The organism is Luteolibacter flavescens, from assembly GCF_025950085.1.
Classification (GTDB): Bacteria; Verrucomicrobiota; Verrucomicrobiia; order Verrucomicrobiales; family Akkermansiaceae; genus Haloferula; species Haloferula flavescens.
The window spans coordinates 411,281-424,984 of record NZ_JAPDDS010000005.1 but is presented as its reverse complement, the minus strand read 5'-3'; the positions used below and the strand labels follow the sequence as shown (position 1 = coordinate 424,984).

At 63.7% G+C, this 13,704-nt stretch carries 15 protein-coding genes; 3 read left to right on the top strand and 12 right to left on the bottom strand.

Annotated features, from left to right (window positions below):
- Nucleotides 1–8 precede the first annotated feature (8 nt).
- Nucleotides 9–1,736 (top strand): ABC transporter ATP-binding protein/permease, encoded by a 1,728-nt coding sequence (locus OKA04_RS11875; protein WP_264501381.1) that lies wholly within the window; start codon nt 9–11, stop codon nt 1,734–1,736.
- A 49-nt stretch (nt 1,737–1,785) separates the two neighbouring features.
- Nucleotides 1,786–2,784 carry a D-2-hydroxyacid dehydrogenase gene (locus OKA04_RS11870; protein WP_264501380.1) on the top strand — a complete coding sequence of 333 codons (999 nt, stop codon included), beginning with the start codon at nt 1,786–1,788 and terminating at the stop codon, nt 2,782–2,784.
- A gap of 12 nt (nt 2,785–2,796) precedes the next feature.
- On the opposite strand, the gene OKA04_RS11865 is transcribed toward OKA04_RS11870, so the two are convergent.
- Nucleotides 2,797–3,348: a helix-turn-helix domain-containing protein gene (locus OKA04_RS11865; RefSeq protein WP_264501379.1), complete on the bottom strand. Its 552-nt coding sequence runs from the start codon at nt 3,346–3,348 to the stop codon at nt 2,797–2,799.
- Between the two features lie 154 nt (nt 3,349–3,502).
- On the opposite strand from OKA04_RS11865, the gene OKA04_RS11860 reads away from it, so the two are divergent.
- Entirely contained in the window at nt 3,503–3,946 is a 444-nt protein-coding gene (locus tag OKA04_RS11860) for a pyridoxamine 5'-phosphate oxidase family protein (RefSeq protein WP_264501378.1), read from the top strand.
- Between the two features lie 49 nt (nt 3,947–3,995).
- Here the strand turns inward: OKA04_RS11860 and OKA04_RS11855 are convergent, their stop codons facing one another.
- The 11 genes from OKA04_RS11855 to OKA04_RS11805 all read right to left on the bottom strand — a co-directional run bounded on the left by OKA04_RS11855 (nt 3,996) and on the right by OKA04_RS11805 (nt 13,686).
- On the bottom strand, nt 3,996–4,397 hold the full coding sequence (locus OKA04_RS11855) for a hypothetical protein (protein WP_264501377.1): 402 nt from the start codon (nt 4,395–4,397) through the stop codon (nt 3,996–3,998).
- A 164-nt stretch (nt 4,398–4,561) separates the two neighbouring features.
- Nucleotides 4,562–4,870, bottom strand: a complete 309-nt coding sequence (locus OKA04_RS11850) for a DUF3820 family protein (protein ID WP_264501376.1) — start codon at nt 4,868–4,870, stop codon at nt 4,562–4,564.
- Between the two features lie 101 nt (nt 4,871–4,971).
- Nucleotides 4,972–5,757, bottom strand: coding sequence for a cytochrome c oxidase subunit II (locus OKA04_RS11845; protein WP_264501375.1), 786 nt, complete (start codon nt 5,755–5,757; stop codon nt 4,972–4,974).
- Nucleotides 5,758–5,772: 15 nt separating this feature from the next.
- Nucleotides 5,773–5,997 (bottom strand): hypothetical protein, encoded by a 225-nt coding sequence (locus OKA04_RS11840; RefSeq protein ID WP_264501374.1) that lies wholly within the window; start codon nt 5,995–5,997, stop codon nt 5,773–5,775.
- Between the two features lie 21 nt (nt 5,998–6,018).
- Entirely contained in the window at nt 6,019–6,219 is a 201-nt protein-coding gene (locus OKA04_RS11835) for a hypothetical protein (protein ID WP_264501373.1), read from the bottom strand.
- A gap of 29 nt (nt 6,220–6,248) precedes the next feature.
- Nucleotides 6,249–6,620 (bottom strand): cytochrome C oxidase subunit IV family protein, encoded by a 372-nt coding sequence (locus OKA04_RS11830; protein WP_264501372.1) that lies wholly within the window; start codon nt 6,618–6,620, stop codon nt 6,249–6,251.
- A 52-nt stretch (nt 6,621–6,672) separates the two neighbouring features.
- Nucleotides 6,673–8,586 (bottom strand): cytochrome c oxidase subunit 3, encoded by a 1,914-nt coding sequence (locus OKA04_RS11825; RefSeq protein WP_264501371.1) that lies wholly within the window; start codon nt 8,584–8,586, stop codon nt 6,673–6,675.
- 54 nt (nt 8,587–8,640) lie between these two features.
- Complete coding sequence (locus OKA04_RS11820) at nt 8,641–10,542, bottom strand: cytochrome c oxidase subunit I (RefSeq protein WP_264501370.1); 1,902 nt, start codon at nt 10,540–10,542, stop codon at nt 8,641–8,643.
- Nucleotides 10,543–10,571: 29 nt separating this feature from the next.
- Nucleotides 10,572–11,351: a c-type cytochrome gene (locus OKA04_RS11815; RefSeq protein ID WP_264501369.1), complete on the bottom strand. Its 780-nt coding sequence runs from the start codon at nt 11,349–11,351 to the stop codon at nt 10,572–10,574.
- Nucleotides 11,352–11,378: 27 nt separating this feature from the next.
- Nucleotides 11,379–12,122: a hypothetical protein gene (locus OKA04_RS11810; protein ID WP_264501368.1), complete on the bottom strand. Its 744-nt coding sequence runs from the start codon at nt 12,120–12,122 to the stop codon at nt 11,379–11,381.
- A gap of 49 nt (nt 12,123–12,171) precedes the next feature.
- Nucleotides 12,172–13,686 (bottom strand): cbb3-type cytochrome c oxidase subunit I, encoded by a 1,515-nt coding sequence (locus OKA04_RS11805; protein WP_264501367.1) that lies wholly within the window; start codon nt 13,684–13,686, stop codon nt 12,172–12,174.
- Between the last annotated feature and the right edge of the window lie 18 nt (nt 13,687–13,704).

The following is a 13,704-nucleotide window of genomic DNA, read 5'->3' as shown; positions in this document are numbered from 1 at the left end:
GGTTGCCCATGGATCAGCCGCCGAAATTCACGCGCCATGTCTGGAAGCAGTTGTGGCGGCTGATCCGTCCTTACTTCTTCGGCAGGACGTGGCCGCGCGCATGGATCCAGCTCGGCACGCTGGTCACGCTCTCCGTGGCCGTCACGTGGGTCGCCATCTTCTCGCTGCGCGTGATGCGCGACGTGATGACCGCGCTGGAGAAGCAGGATACCGTCGGCTTCCAGCGCGCGCTGTGGATCTACATCGGCACCTTCGCCGCGAGCATCCCGCTCGCCGCCTTCTACCGGTATGTGGAGGAGCGGCTCGCGCTGAACTGGCGCGACTTCCTCTCGCGCACCTTCATGATCCGGTACTTCTACAACCGGGCCTACTACCGGCTGCACGGCCACGAGGAAATCGACAACCCCGACCAGCGCATCTCGGAGGACGCGAAGAACTTCACCACCACCTCCCTCTCCTTCACCCTGCTGGTGATCAACTCGGTCATCCAGATCCTCGGCTTCGCGCGCGAGCTGTGGATGATCTCCGGGACGCTGGTCGCCGTGCTCATCGGCTATGCCGCATTCGGCACGCTGATGTCCTTCCTCATCGGCCGCCGCCTTATCGGGCTGAACTACCTCCAGTACGAACGCGAGGCAAACCTGCGCTACGGACTCGTGCGCGTGCGGGACAATGCGGAGTCCATCGCCTTCTACCGCGGCGAGCGGAAAGAACTGCGCGACCTGCGGCGGCGGCTCGGCGGCGTGGTGGGAAACATGTCGGTGCTGATCCGCTGGAACCGCAACCTCGCCTTCTTCACCACGGGCTACAATTCCCTCGCGCTGATCCTGCCGCTGGCGATCGTCGCGCCGCTCTTCCTGCAGGGGAAGGTCGAGTTTGGCACCATCACGCAGGCCATGGGTGCCTTCGCGGCCTTCCTCGCGGCGGTGTCGCTCTTCATCACGCAGTTCGAGCGGCTGAGCGCCTTCGCGGCAGGCGTCACACGCCTCGGATCGCTGTGGGAATTCCTCGACGAGCGCGACGTGGAAGATGACCTGGAAGTCGAGGTGGAGGAGCACATCGAGATCAGCGAGGAAAGCCGCACCATCACGCTCGACGGCCTCACCGTGGAGACGCCGGATCGCGGGCGCACGCTGCTGCGCGACCTCAGCTTCCAGCTCGAGCCCGGCCAGAGCCTGCTCATCATGGGCGAGAGCGGCTCCGGGAAAAGCTCGCTGCTGCGCACCATCGCCGGGCTGTGGAATTCCGGCGACGGCAAGATCGGCCGCCCGCCGTATCGCAGCATGATGTTCCTCCCGCAGCGCCCCTACATGGTGCCGGGCAGCCTGCGCACGCAGCTCGACTACCCGGAGGCGCGGCGGAATACCGACCCCGCCACGCTGCAGGAAGTGCTGGAGACGGTGAACCTGCCCGACCTCGCGAAGCGCGTGGAAGGCGACTTCGACCGCGAGGCGGACTGGGCGAACATGCTCTCTCTCGGAGAGCAGCAGCGGCTGTCCTTCGCACGGCTGCTGATGAAGCGGCCCGCCGTTGCCTTCCTCGACGAATCCACCAGCGCGCTCGACGAGCCGAATGAGGAACTGCTCTACCGCTACCTCCAGGAGCACCGCTACACCTATGTCAGCGTGGGCCATCGCTCGACGCTGCTGAAGTATCACGACTGGCTGATGAGGATCGGCAAGGACGGTGCATGGGAGATCACGAAGACCGCGGACCTGGAGAAGACCACCTCATGATTCCTTTCCTTGTTTCGCGGGGGCCCTCCTTCGCGTATAGCTGCGGATCATGAAAGCCGCCCTCATCCTCGCCTGCCTGCTCGGCACCGCCTCCGCACAGACCGTGCTCCTGCCGGAGTCGATGAAGGCCGAGGTGGCAGGGCTGGCCGAAAAGCACCCGACGCTGGAGCTCGACTTCTATGCAAACGCCGCCGAGGCGAAGGAGAAGATCGCGACGGCGGAAGGCTACGTCGGCACGCCGGACGAGGGCCTGTTAGAGACGGGCGCGAAGTTGCGATGGGTCCACATCCACGGCGCGGGCATCGAGCGCTACACCGCCCTGCCGAAGATCAAGGACGGGACGGTGGCGCTGACGAACTTCAAGATCCAGCAGGGCCCGGAGATCGCCGACCACGCCTTTGCCCTGCTGCTTTCGCTAACGCGGAACATGGCCGCCTACCAGCGCGCGCAGGCCGACGGCGCATGGGGCCGCAATGACGCGAAGCTGCCGATGATCGAGCTGCGCGGCCGCACGATGATGGTCATCGGCTACGGCGGCATCGGCACGCAGGTGGCCGAGCGGGCGAAGGCCTTCGGCATGAAGGTCATCGCGATCGATCCGAAGGACCTGCCGATCTCCCAGACTCTCGACCGCAGCGGCAAGCCGGACGAACTCGATGAACTGCTGCCCGAGGCGGACGTGGTGGTGAGCTGCGTGCCGCACACGCCGCAGACCGAGAAGATGCTCGGCACCGCCCAATTCACCGCCATGAAAAAGGGCGCGTATCTCATCAATGTCTCGCGCGGCAAGATCGTGGACACCGATGCGCTGGTGAAGGCACTCCAGGAAAAGAAGCTCGCCGGTGCCGGTCTCGACGTGACCGATCCCGAGCCGCTGCCAAAGGATCACCCGCTGTGGAAGATGGACAATGTCGTCATCACGCCCCACGTCGCCTGGGCATCCGACCAACGGCCGGAGCGACAGGACCAGCTCGTCCTGACGAATCTCTCCCGCTTTGCCCGCGGCATGGCGCTGAGCAACCGGGTCGATCCGGCGAAGGGCTATTGATCCGCGCCGCGGTCAGTCGGCGAAGGCATTGCCATCCAGCGCGCGCTTCCTGCCACGCACCGGAGCGCGGCGCGCAGCCTGCGGTTGGCTCGCACCGCTCCAGGCCGGCAGCCATTGGCCCGAGCCATAGGAAAGCTCCGGCGGCACCTCGCCGACGGTCGCGCGCACAAAGGTGAGCCCCGGCGGCGGCAGACTGCCCGCGGTCTCCGGCACCGCGACGATCTTCGGGCGGCTCTTCCACACGGTGGGCAGCACGCCCTTCTCCTCCAGGAAGGCCTTCGTGAAATGGCTCGCGCTGCCGTAGCCGACCGCGCGCGCCACGTCGCTGATCTTGCGGCTGCCACTGGATAGCAGCTTCGCCGCGTGATGGATGCGGATCTCGCGCTGCTTCAGCCGGATCGTCTTGCCCGAGCGCTCGTGGTAGAGGCGGCAGAGCAGGAAACGGGTGATGCCGATCTCCCGGGCGAGCGCCGGCAGGTCGAGCTGCTCGCGGTAGGTCTTCTTCAGCCACCGGTCCACTTGGCCGGTGAGTTGCGAGTGTTGGTCTTTCGAGAGGCGGGGCATTTCCGGGGGAAATCGTCTTGGCGCCCGAGTGCACGACCGGACCGGGCACGGCCATCCTAGCAATCCATGGACCAAGGAAAAGTGCAATCCATCGCTAGCGGCAGGATGGCAAGTTCCGCTTCTCAAGAACGCCCGTCCCGTCGATCTTCCCAGCATGCCGAAGCCCCAGCCCGAGCCGGTCGATCCCGCGCAGCTCCCCGAACTCGCGATGGCGACGATGAAGTCGGCGAAGTTCCCCATGCTCGCCACCGATGACGACGGCCAGCCGCGGCTGCGCCCCGTCTCGCCGGTGAAGACGGAGCACTTCACGGTGTGGGTCGCGAACCTGCGGGCCTATCACAAGACCGGCGATATCGCCGCGAACCCGCGCGTGGAGCTTTGTTACATGGACGAGCACCACCATCAGGTGCGCATCACCGGCACCGCGAAGGTGGAGACCGACCGCGATCTGTTAGATGCGATCTGGGAGAAGAACCCGCTGCTGCGGATGTATCTCGGCACCCCGGAGAACCCGGAGCTGGTCGTGTATCGCATCGAGCCGAGCCGTGTCCGCTTCATGAAGGAATGGGCGCTGGAGTATCATGAGGTGCCGCTGTAGCACCCACAAAGTGGCCGCGGCTTCCAGCCGCAAGCCTTGCACAGCCCCCTCAACGCCCCGGCTGATTGGCGAGCCAATCGGCCCCACCCGCGGAGTCGGAGACCGCCCACGCGGCGACCGTTCCGGCCACGACGGCGGGATTCGCCTTCCTGCCGATCTGGCTTTGCAAGCGGACCCAACTGAGGAAGTAGCTCTTTCGTTCGCCCTTGGGGATCCCGGCCAGGAAGCGGACGATCACCCGCCGCTCCGGACGGCTCAGGACACCGTCAGCGTAGGCGGACAGCACGATCGCTTTCCACTCGGGAGCGGCAGGTTCCGGATCCACACCTCCGACCGTTCCACCGCCAATGATTACAGGCGGCGCGGTCGGTGAACCTCCATCGCCGCGACCGGCATGTGCCGTGATCGCGAAACCGACATATGTCACCAGGATCAGGAAAGAGGCCTTCACGCCGAACTTAACTGCCGATCACTCATTTCAGGGTCAAGCGGCATTCCGAGTTGCGCAAAAAGTGGCTGCGGCTTCCAGCCGCAAGCCCCGCACCAGCCCCTGCACCAGTCCTGTGAAGACCTGCGGCTGGAAGCCGCGGCCACTTTCACTTCCACATTCCCCGCTCAATCCCCTTCCCCGAAATTCCGCTCGCGCGGGCGCTTCACCCGGTAGGTCACGCGACCGCCATTCGCCTCGCGCAGCGGGTCGAAGACGAGGTCCATGCCCACGTCCTTGATCTCACAGACGATCGCCAGCAGCTCGCCCAGCCTCCCCTTTGGAAAGCCGCGCTGCTTGAACCACGAGAGATACTCCGGCGGCAGGTCGTAAATCGGCATGCCTCGCGGCGGCACCCCGGCGGGCCCGTACTTGCCAAATGGCATCCGCATCTGGCCGATCTCGCCGAGCAGCTTGCGGAAGTCCTCGCGGTCCATGTCCATCACACGGCCACGCTACACCGGCCACGTGGAAACGACAAAGCGGGAAGCCCGTGAGAGCTTCCCGCCTTGGGAAAAGAATCTGGATCGGCAGAGTCTCAGCGGCTCGCGGTCGTCTCCTTCGGAGCGCGGCTCTTGAGCGCATTGTCGGACTCGGTGTCCGCCCATTCGCGGAAGGCCTTGTCCTCGACCACTTCCATAAGGCCGACCATGTCGCCGTGCTTCTCACCGCAGAGCTGGCCGCAGACCACGGAGGTCTCGAGGGTCTTGGTCGGCGTGAACCACATCGGGATCTCGCGGCCGGGGATGGCGTCCTGCTGGATGCGCATCGGGACGATCGCGTAGTTGTGGATCACATCGTTCGAGGTGATCATCAGGATCGCCGGGCGGCCCTTCGGGATCTTCAGGTTGGAAGCGATGAAGTCGTCCTGCGCATTCGGGTCGTCCAGATCGAGCGCCACGTCATTGTTCGCGGTGCGGACCAGCGGATTGATGCGGCCGAATTTCCCGTCCTTGCCGGGGTAGTGATAGGTCCAGCCGAACTGCCAGCCGACGACGCGGACGCGCACCGGATCCTGCTTCTGCACCGTCTCCCAGGTATCGGTGCGCTCCTTCCACAGCGGGATGGCGAAGCCGAGCAGCAGCACGGCCTCGATGATGACCACGGCGATTTCCAGGTGGCTGGAGATGTGGTTGCGCACGCCGTGATACGACGCCTTCGGATGGACGGAAGCGCGGAAGCGGAAAAGGCAGTAGAGGAAGAACAAGGTCCACCCCACGAAAAGCGCGATCATGAACCAGTGGACCACATCGATGAGGTGGTCCACCCGGCCGCCGTGGGCGGAGAAGTTTTCGGGGATGCTGAGAAATTTCGAGGGACTCATGGAAAAGGGAAGGCGTCAGCGGGTAGGAGCGGCGGCGGCAGCAGCAGGCAGATCGTCGCGCAGCTCGGGATCGAGACCTAGGTCGCTGCGGCGGATGAGGCGGACCATGAAGAACACCACGCCGGCGAGCATCGGGAGGATGATGCAGAGCATCACGAAGATGGACCAGCCGGCCGCATTCGGACCGTCGTCCTTGAAATTCGCGGCGCAGGTGGCGCAGGCAAGCAGGGTATCGATCATGGCCGTATCGGGATCAGGGATTCAGAGGACGATGTTGCGGACCTTCTTGTAGAAGCACACGCCATAGACCGGCATGACCACCGCGCAGACCGCGCTGATCGCGCCGAGCGTGGTGATGATGGCCGTCCGGTCCGCCGCAAACGCGAAGGCCCACACGGTGAGGAACACGAAGAGCAGCGTGCTCACCGTGACGAAAACAATGTGGAAGGCGCGGAGTGACATGGCAGCGGGACGTACGGGTGGATCGGATATCAGTGGTGCTGGATCTTCACATCGGAGCCGGGCACGCCATCCTTGAATCCATTGTAGTGAAGCGGATCCGACTCGGCGAGGCCGGTGAGAAGAAGCAGGATGACGGCACCGATGATGCCGAATCCGAAGACCCAGTAGATGAGGCTCTTCTCGTGATTGAGGTGCATGAAGATGGCCGCGACGAGCGAGGCCTTCACGGACGCGATCGCGAGACCGAGGACCATGTCGGCGGTGTCGAAGCCGTGCTTGCCGAAGTCGAGCGCCGGGACGGTGGCCACCGCGACGGTGACCACGGTGCCGACGAAGAGCGCGGCACCGATCAGCTTGTAAAGGCGGAGCGACTTCTGGATTGCTTCAGGAGAATCGGCCATGGATGCGGGAATCTGAAATTTGAGAGGCGAGAGTGGGAAGTCTTCCGGGAACTTACATCAAATACAGGATCGGGAAGAGGAAGATCCAGACCAGGTCGACGAAGTGCCAGAAGAGGCCGCCGACTTCGACGCGGTTCGCAAGCCACTCGGGATTGCTGAGATACATGCTCTTGCCGCAGAAGAGGTAGTAGGCGAGCACCAGCGCACCGCCGATGACGTGCAGGCCGTGGAGGCCGGTCATCGTGAAGTAGATCGCGTAATAGGTGTTCCAAGCCGGCTCGAATTTCGAGGAGAACTGGACCTTATCGCGCGGCACCTCGAGGTGCGGGAACTTGCGGGTGCTGTAGTCGGGGCCGAAGAATTCCTCCTTCAGGTTCTCCTTGGACTTCGGCATTGCGTACTTCGACGGGTCGATCTGCACGTTGGCGAGGTCGGTCGTCATGTAGTAATCCATCTCCTGCCAGCCGATGCGGTACTTGTCCTTGGCGGTCGGCACCTTGCCCTTGGTGGCGAGGAATTCGGTGAGCTGGCCGAGGGCCTTCTGCTGCTTCTCCCAGACCTCGCGGAGTTTCGCGTTTTCCTTGAGCAGCCAGGATTCCTCGATGGCCTTCTCGATCGCGGCCTCGTCGTGGCGGCCGATCTTCTCGGACACCTTCATCGCGAGGTGGCGGAAGTCGATGGCGTCCACGTAGTGGAAGTTCATCGGGCTCTCGAGCATCTTGCCTGCCACAGCCGTGGCATCGCGCAGCGTGCCGGCGGCAGCGCCTTCCTGGATATCGCGAGGGCGGAAGTGGAAGACTGTGGCCGGGCTCACCTTGAAGGCGACCGTGGCCGCCTCCGGCATGATGTCCTTGGCGATGGCTTCTTCATTCACCTTCACCTTGTCGGCGATCTCCCAGCCCTTCTTGCCGGGATTCTCCTTGTGAGCCTTGTCCCACTCCTCGCGCAGGCTGTCGATGCGGTGGGAAGAGTTGTTCGAGCGGGCGGCCAGGTGGGCAGCCTTGATGTCGTCGAGCAGCTTGACGGAAAGATCCGTGCCCTTGGCGAAGACAACTTCCTTGCCCGGAGCGGTCTGAAGCTTGAGATCGGCAGCGAGCTTGACGGTGGCCGGCTTATTGACCGCGGCAGCGATCAGGGTTTCGGCAATCTTCTTCTCCCGGGCCAAGGCAGGAACTTCTGCTTCCTCCTGCTCGGCAATGAAACGGCGAAGACCATCGACGGTGATTTCATCTCCCTTGCGGAATACCTTTGCTGCATCAGGAATCGCCGGGTCGGCCTCGCCTTCCTTCAAGTTGTCGATTTCCGACTCCAGCGCGGTGGCTGCAGCCTCCTCGATGCCAGCAACGAAGGTCTTTTCAAACACCACGGTGTCGAACTGCTCGGCAGCGCGGACGATGACGCCCTCCACCCATGGCTTGTAGTAGCGGACGGTGTTATAGGTGATCTGCGAGGCCTCAAAGTTGATGAGGTTTTCCTCGAGCTTCTTGCCGTTGACGTCGCGGGCGATCTGGTCGTCCTTGAGTGTTTCGTCGTGGCCAAGATGCACGCCGTCCTTCGGCTTGTAGCCGAGGTGACCTTCCACGACCGAGTAGTCCGGCATGCGGAGAGCCTGGTGGTGGAGCTTCACGTAGTACTCGATGCCCTTCAGTCCCATGAAGACGAAGGAGCAGAAGACCGTGAAGAGCATGTAGGCCTGGAACTTGCCCCATTGGCGGAGCTTCAGCGACGCCCAGGCGAAGACCACGGTGACCGACGAGGCGATCAGCACGAAGGTATTGATCAGGCCCGGCAGCACCGGGAGCGTGCGCTCCGGCCATGGATAGTCCGCATCGATGCGGAGGAAGATGTAGGCCGAGAAGAAGCCGCCGAAGAGCATGACTTCCGACGCGAGGAACAGCCAGATGGCGATCTTCGAATTGAAGAGGCCCGTGTCCTTGCGTGGGGTGACGATATAGGGGATTTCCATTGGGAAAAGGGTCTGGTTTTCAGTGCCAAGTTTCTCAGGCTCGGGACCGAATCGTCAGTGAGCGGACGGGGTTGCGGGTTTCTCGGCGGGCGTTTCGCTGTCCCGCTTCGGTGCTTCCCACTGCGGGAGGTAGTCCTCGTCGCAATCCGGGCGGCTGTATTCATACGGGCCACGGTAGACCGAGGGCTCGGTGAGGAAGTTGCCGTGGCCCGGAGGCGTCGGCGTCGCCCACTCCAGCGTGGTGGCGTTGTAAGGATTGTCGCTCTCGACCTTGCGGCCGATCTTCCACGCGGTGAAGAGATTGATGATGAAGGGGATCTGTGCGAGGGCGAGGGCCCAGGCAGCCATGGACATCACGATGTTCAGGTCGATGTGCTCGGCGACGGTCAGGCCGAAGACGTTCACGCTGTCCTTTGCCTTCGCGAGGTAAGCATCGCCACCGTTGTACCAGCGGCGGTGGAAGCCTGCCATGCCCTGCGTGAGCATCGGGAAGAAGATCAGGTTCATGCACACCAGGCTCGGCCAGAAGTGGACATGAGAGAGGAAGTTGCTCATGTGGCGGCCGGTCATCTTCGGATACCAGTGATACACACCGGCGAAGAGGCCGAAGAGGATGCCCGGGGCCACCACGTAGTGGAAGTGGCCGATGACGTAGTAGGTATCGTGCAGGTGGAGGTCGACCAGGTTGAAGGCCAGCGGCAGGCCGGTGAGGCCGCCGATGCCGAACATCGGCAGGAAGGCGCAGGCCCAGACCATCGCCGGGGTGAAGCGGATGGAGCCGCCCCACAGCGAGATGATCATCGAGGTGAGCAGGATCACCGACGGGATGGAGATCAGCACCGTGGTGGTCTGGAAGAAGGTCGAGACGACCGGGCCCATGCCGGTGAGATACATGTGGTGAGCCCACACGACGAAGGACAGGAAGCCGAGGACCAGCACGCCATAGACCATCGCCTTGTAGCCCCACAGCGGGCGGCGGGTATTGGCCGGGATGATTTCCGCGACGCAGGCGATGGCGGGCAGCAGGAGAACGTATACCTCCGGGTGACCGAGGAACCAGAACAAGTGCTGGAACAGCAGCGGGGAACCACCGCCGGAGAGATCAGCCAGGCCTTCCTTCGAGGTGTAGAGGCCGGACGGCATGAAGAAGGACGAGTGGGTCACCCGGTCCATGAGCTGCATGATGCCGGCAGCTTCCAGCGGAGGGAAGGCGAGCAGGAGCAGGAAGCCGGTGACGAGCATCGCCCAGACGAAGAAGGGCATGCGCATCCAGGTCATGCCACGGGCGCGCAGGTTTATGATCGTGGTGATGAAGTTCACCGAGCCGAGCAGCGAGGAGGAGATCAGCAGCACGAGGCCGACGAGCCACTGCGTCTGTCCCGCGAGCCACTGGTTCACGATCTGGCCGTCCGCGAATCCGGCGAGCGGCGAGTAGTTCGTCCAGCCGGACTTGGCGGCACCGGACTCCATGAAGAAGGAGGCGCACATCACCAGGCCACCGGCGAGATACATCCAGTAGCTGGCCATGTTCAGCTTCGGGAAGGCCATGTCCACCGCGCCGATCTGCAGCGGAGTGACGTAGTTGCCGAAGGCACCGAAGCCGAGCGGCACGATGCCGAGGAACACCATGATGGTGCCGTGCATGGCGCCGAACATGTTGTAGGTCTCACCCGTCACCTTGCCATCCTGGAGCCAGCGGGCCTTCCAGTTGTCCGTGAAGAGCCAGCTCATCCACTCCGGCAGCGGCTCGTGCGGATAGGCGATGCTCCAGCGCATCACCATCATCAGGTAGAAGCCGAAGGCCAGGAAGGCCATGGCCGTCAGACCGTACTGGATGCCGATCGTCTTGTGATCGGTCGAGAAGATGTACTTCTGGATGAAGCTCTGCTCGTGGTGGTGGTGGTCGTCGTGACCGTGACCATGACCGTGGTCGGCGGCGTGGGCGTGGGCGCTCATGCTTGAGAGAAAAAGTTAAGAGGCTGAAGTTACTTGGCTTCCGCCGGTTCGAGGGTGATCGGATCGACCATCATCTTGGGGTCGATCGGGGTGCCCGGGAGATTTTTGTGGTGGTCTGCAGTCAATTCGTCGCCGGTGACTGCAGCACCGGCCTTGGCGCGCTTCCCGGAAATCTCCAGCGCGGTGGCACCCATTTCCTTCGTCACCACGGCTTCCGGCTTGCTGCCGCCGCCGCTCGCGTCGTTGCCAAAGGAGTGGCGGATGTAGTTCATCAGGTGGGCCAGGCTCTCACCGCTGAGACCGGCGGACTGGGCAGGCATCACACCGTAGGTCTTGCCGGAAGAAGTCGGTCCGGTGAGGCCGTTAAGAATCACCATCGCGAAGACCTCCGTCTCCCCGTTCACCCACTTCGAACCAGCGAGAGAGGGATAGGAAGCTCCGTCACCCTTGCCATCGGCGCCGTGGCAACCGGTGCACTTGGAGTACTCCTTATGACCTTTCTTGATCGATGCTTCCAGCCATGGGACAGGCGGCAATTTCACTCCCTCCCCGTCATCCGGGATCAAGCGGACATAGCCCTCGCGGGTGATGTCCTTGTAGGAGAAAAGCTTGCCTGCCTTGCCGAGGGTCCATCCGGCGGCGAGCAGGGGCACGGCGCACATGATGAGCACCCAGAGCGAGATCGGCTCTGCACCGTTCTCCTTGAGTTTGGACTCGCGGGAAGCGGCGGCGGCGCCGCGGATCACGCGCTCGTGGGCTTCGGTGACGTTCACCGATTCCTCGAGGTCGGGCTTGGATGGATCGATCATCTCGGACAGGGAAAAAACGTTTCAGCCTTACGGGGCGGCGGCAGGAGCCGGGGCAGCGGCGGCGGCCGGTGCGGCAGCCTTGGCGGGGGCAGGGTTGATGGCCTTCGGCAGGGCGTCATCGTGCTTCATCGAGAGCAGGTAGCTCACCAGCGCTTCCGCGGCGGGGGTCGGGACGATTGCGTAGCCTTCCTTCACCGGTGCGGGGACCGCGTCTGCCGGGGTCTGGCCCTCGATCTTCTTTTCCTCGAAGAGGAAGGGATGCGGCGGGCACTTGGAAGTGGACTTGGCCGGGTCGAGGCGGGCGTCGTAGAGGTGCTCCAGCAGCCAGGCCTTCGGGTTCTCACCGGTATCCTTCACGTAGTTCTCGACGCGCAGGCCGACGTTGAAGAGGTCGGGACCCAGGCGGGACACACCGATCTGGGCGAACTTCTCACCCTGGTAGTCGAAGACGGTGGACTCGCGGCGGGTGTCACCGCGGGCTTCATCCAGCTTGTTGCCACCCCAGTCCGGACGGCCGAGGTCATTGCCGGCGTCGGTGGTGCGGATCACCTGGGTGTGGCAGAGGTAGCAGCCGTTCGCGGCATAGACTTCCGCGCCATTGGCCACACGGCCGGTGCGCTTCGGGAAATAGATGCCGGTCTTGCCGTCGGCAGCCTCGTCAAAGGCGACCGGCTTGACATCGCGCATCGAGAAAAACGGCACGACCACCACGGACATCCAGGCGATGCCGAAGGCCAGGGTGAGACCGAGTGCGAAGGAGCGGAAGGTCATGGAAGGGAAACTTGAGATCTCAGATCCGGAAAGGGGTACTCCTTACGAATTAGTGGGCGTGGGAGTGGGCGGGTGCCGAGCCGGGGCCGGCGTTGTCGATGTCGCCCTCGGGGCCGTGGGTCGCATCGTGCAGGTCGTCGTGGTGGCCGTGGCCGAGCAGCGTCGGGTGCGAGGAGCGGCGGCCGAGGCGCAGCCACATCAGCGCGAGGTGCATGAAGAACCAGACATTCGAGAAGAGCAGGAAGCACCACGCCAGCGTGATGGCCACGGCGTAGGGGTATGAGTAGGTCATCGCATTCTCCCACGGCTGCTTGAAGTCCTCCTGGGCATGGCCCTGCATCAGGCCGCCGAAGATGGCGACGATCGCGATGGTGACCACACCGTAGATCGAGAGGAAGAAGTGCATCTTGATCAGACGGCTGGAGAGCCACTCGCGGCGGGTCACGCGCGGGACGACGAAGTAGATCACGCCGAAGGCGACGAAGCTGAAGAAGCCGTAGAGCGCGAGGATATCGAAGCCATACTGCGAGAGCGAGAACTGGCTGAGCGGCAGGGCGGCCGGGGTATTCAGGAAGGTGGCAGCGAAGCCGGTCACCAGCAGGCCGAAGAGACCGGCGACGGTGAAGAGGAGCGTGGGGCTGTTCACCACCGTCTCGGGAGCTCCGGCGGCGGTCTTCAGCAGGTTCACCGCCACGGCGATGGCCGGGATTGCCACGAGGATGGTGGCAGCGGCACCGACGTAGGGCAGGAAGTTCGGGATCGGCGCACCGGCCAGCTTTTGCATGCCGGCCCACGGGGCGATGATCGCGAGCGACCAGAAGCCGAGGGAGGAAAGCGTGTAGCTATACACCGGACGACCGGTCACCTTCGGGATGAGGTAGTAGGCGGCAGCGATGCCAGCCGGGAGGAAGAAGAGGAAGAGCAGTGCCGAGCGATACCAGGCATTGATCGCCGCAGCCATCAGCGGGGAGCCGGAGAAGCCGTGGACGAAGATGTGCGCGGTGGCGAAGACCCACGGGAACCAGATCAGCGCGGCAAGGATGTACCACTGCGAGATGAAGACGTGACCGGCCGGGCGGACCTTGAACTGGATCATCGACCAGATCGCGATGGCCGCGTAGGCGAGCAGCATCGGCACCCAAGCGAAGACCGGCATTTCCATCCACGGGATGCCCGTGCCCTTGCCCGCGAGGATGCAGATGACGCCGAGGCTGACGGAGAAATTCCAAACGTGACCGGCGGTCAGGATGAGACCGGCGGCACGGCAGGTCTGGCGGGACAGGCGGGCCATCAGCCACACCAGCGCGCCGAATGCGGCTTGGCAGCCCCAGCCGTAGATGAGCGCATTCATGTGCGCGGGCTGCACGCGGCCGTAGCTCAGGAATCCCCAGTCACTGAGGAAGCCGGGGCTGTGGACCTTCGCCGACGAGATGATGCCGAGCAGGATGGCCACGGCCAACCAGGCAGCACCGCTGGTGAAGAAGAACATCACCGGGTGGCGCAGCGAGAGGTCGATCTCCGCGCGGCGGATCGCGTCGGAAGTCTGGGGTGTAGCGGCAGACATGGAGAAAAAGGGAAAGAG

What these genes read in the sequence shown, in the direction of transcription:
- OKA04_RS11875 (WP_264501381.1), top strand. Translation starts at nt 9, where the DNA reads ATGGATCAGCCGCCGAAATTCACGCGCCATGTCTGGAAGCAGTTGTGG.
- OKA04_RS11870 (WP_264501380.1), top strand. Translation starts at nt 1,786, where the DNA reads ATGAAAGCCGCCCTCATCCTCGCCTGCCTGCTCGGCACCGCCTCCGCA.
- OKA04_RS11865 (WP_264501379.1), bottom strand. Translation starts at nt 3,348, where the DNA reads ATGCCCCGCCTCTCGAAAGACCAACACTCGCAACTCACCGGCCAAGTG.
- OKA04_RS11860 (WP_264501378.1), top strand. Translation starts at nt 3,503, where the DNA reads ATGCCGAAGCCCCAGCCCGAGCCGGTCGATCCCGCGCAGCTCCCCGAA.
- OKA04_RS11850 (WP_264501376.1), bottom strand. Translation starts at nt 4,870, where the DNA reads ATGGACCGCGAGGACTTCCGCAAGCTGCTCGGCGAGATCGGCCAGATG.
- OKA04_RS11845 (WP_264501375.1), bottom strand. Translation starts at nt 5,757, where the DNA reads ATGAGTCCCTCGAAATTTCTCAGCATCCCCGAAAACTTCTCCGCCCAC.
- OKA04_RS11840 (WP_264501374.1), bottom strand. Translation starts at nt 5,997, where the DNA reads ATGATCGATACCCTGCTTGCCTGCGCCACCTGCGCCGCGAATTTCAAG.
- OKA04_RS11835 (WP_264501373.1), bottom strand. Translation starts at nt 6,219, where the DNA reads ATGTCACTCCGCGCCTTCCACATTGTTTTCGTCACGGTGAGCACGCTG.
- OKA04_RS11830 (WP_264501372.1), bottom strand. Translation starts at nt 6,620, where the DNA reads ATGGCCGATTCTCCTGAAGCAATCCAGAAGTCGCTCCGCCTTTACAAG.
- OKA04_RS11825 (WP_264501371.1), bottom strand. Translation starts at nt 8,586, where the DNA reads ATGGAAATCCCCTATATCGTCACCCCACGCAAGGACACGGGCCTCTTC.
- OKA04_RS11820 (WP_264501370.1), bottom strand. Translation starts at nt 10,542, where the DNA reads ATGAGCGCCCACGCCCACGCCGCCGACCACGGTCATGGTCACGGTCAC.
- OKA04_RS11815 (WP_264501369.1), bottom strand. Translation starts at nt 11,351, where the DNA reads ATGATCGATCCATCCAAGCCCGACCTCGAGGAATCGGTGAACGTCACC.
- OKA04_RS11810 (WP_264501368.1), bottom strand. Translation starts at nt 12,122, where the DNA reads ATGACCTTCCGCTCCTTCGCACTCGGTCTCACCCTGGCCTTCGGCATC.
- OKA04_RS11805 (WP_264501367.1), bottom strand. Translation starts at nt 13,686, where the DNA reads ATGTCTGCCGCTACACCCCAGACTTCCGACGCGATCCGCCGCGCGGAG.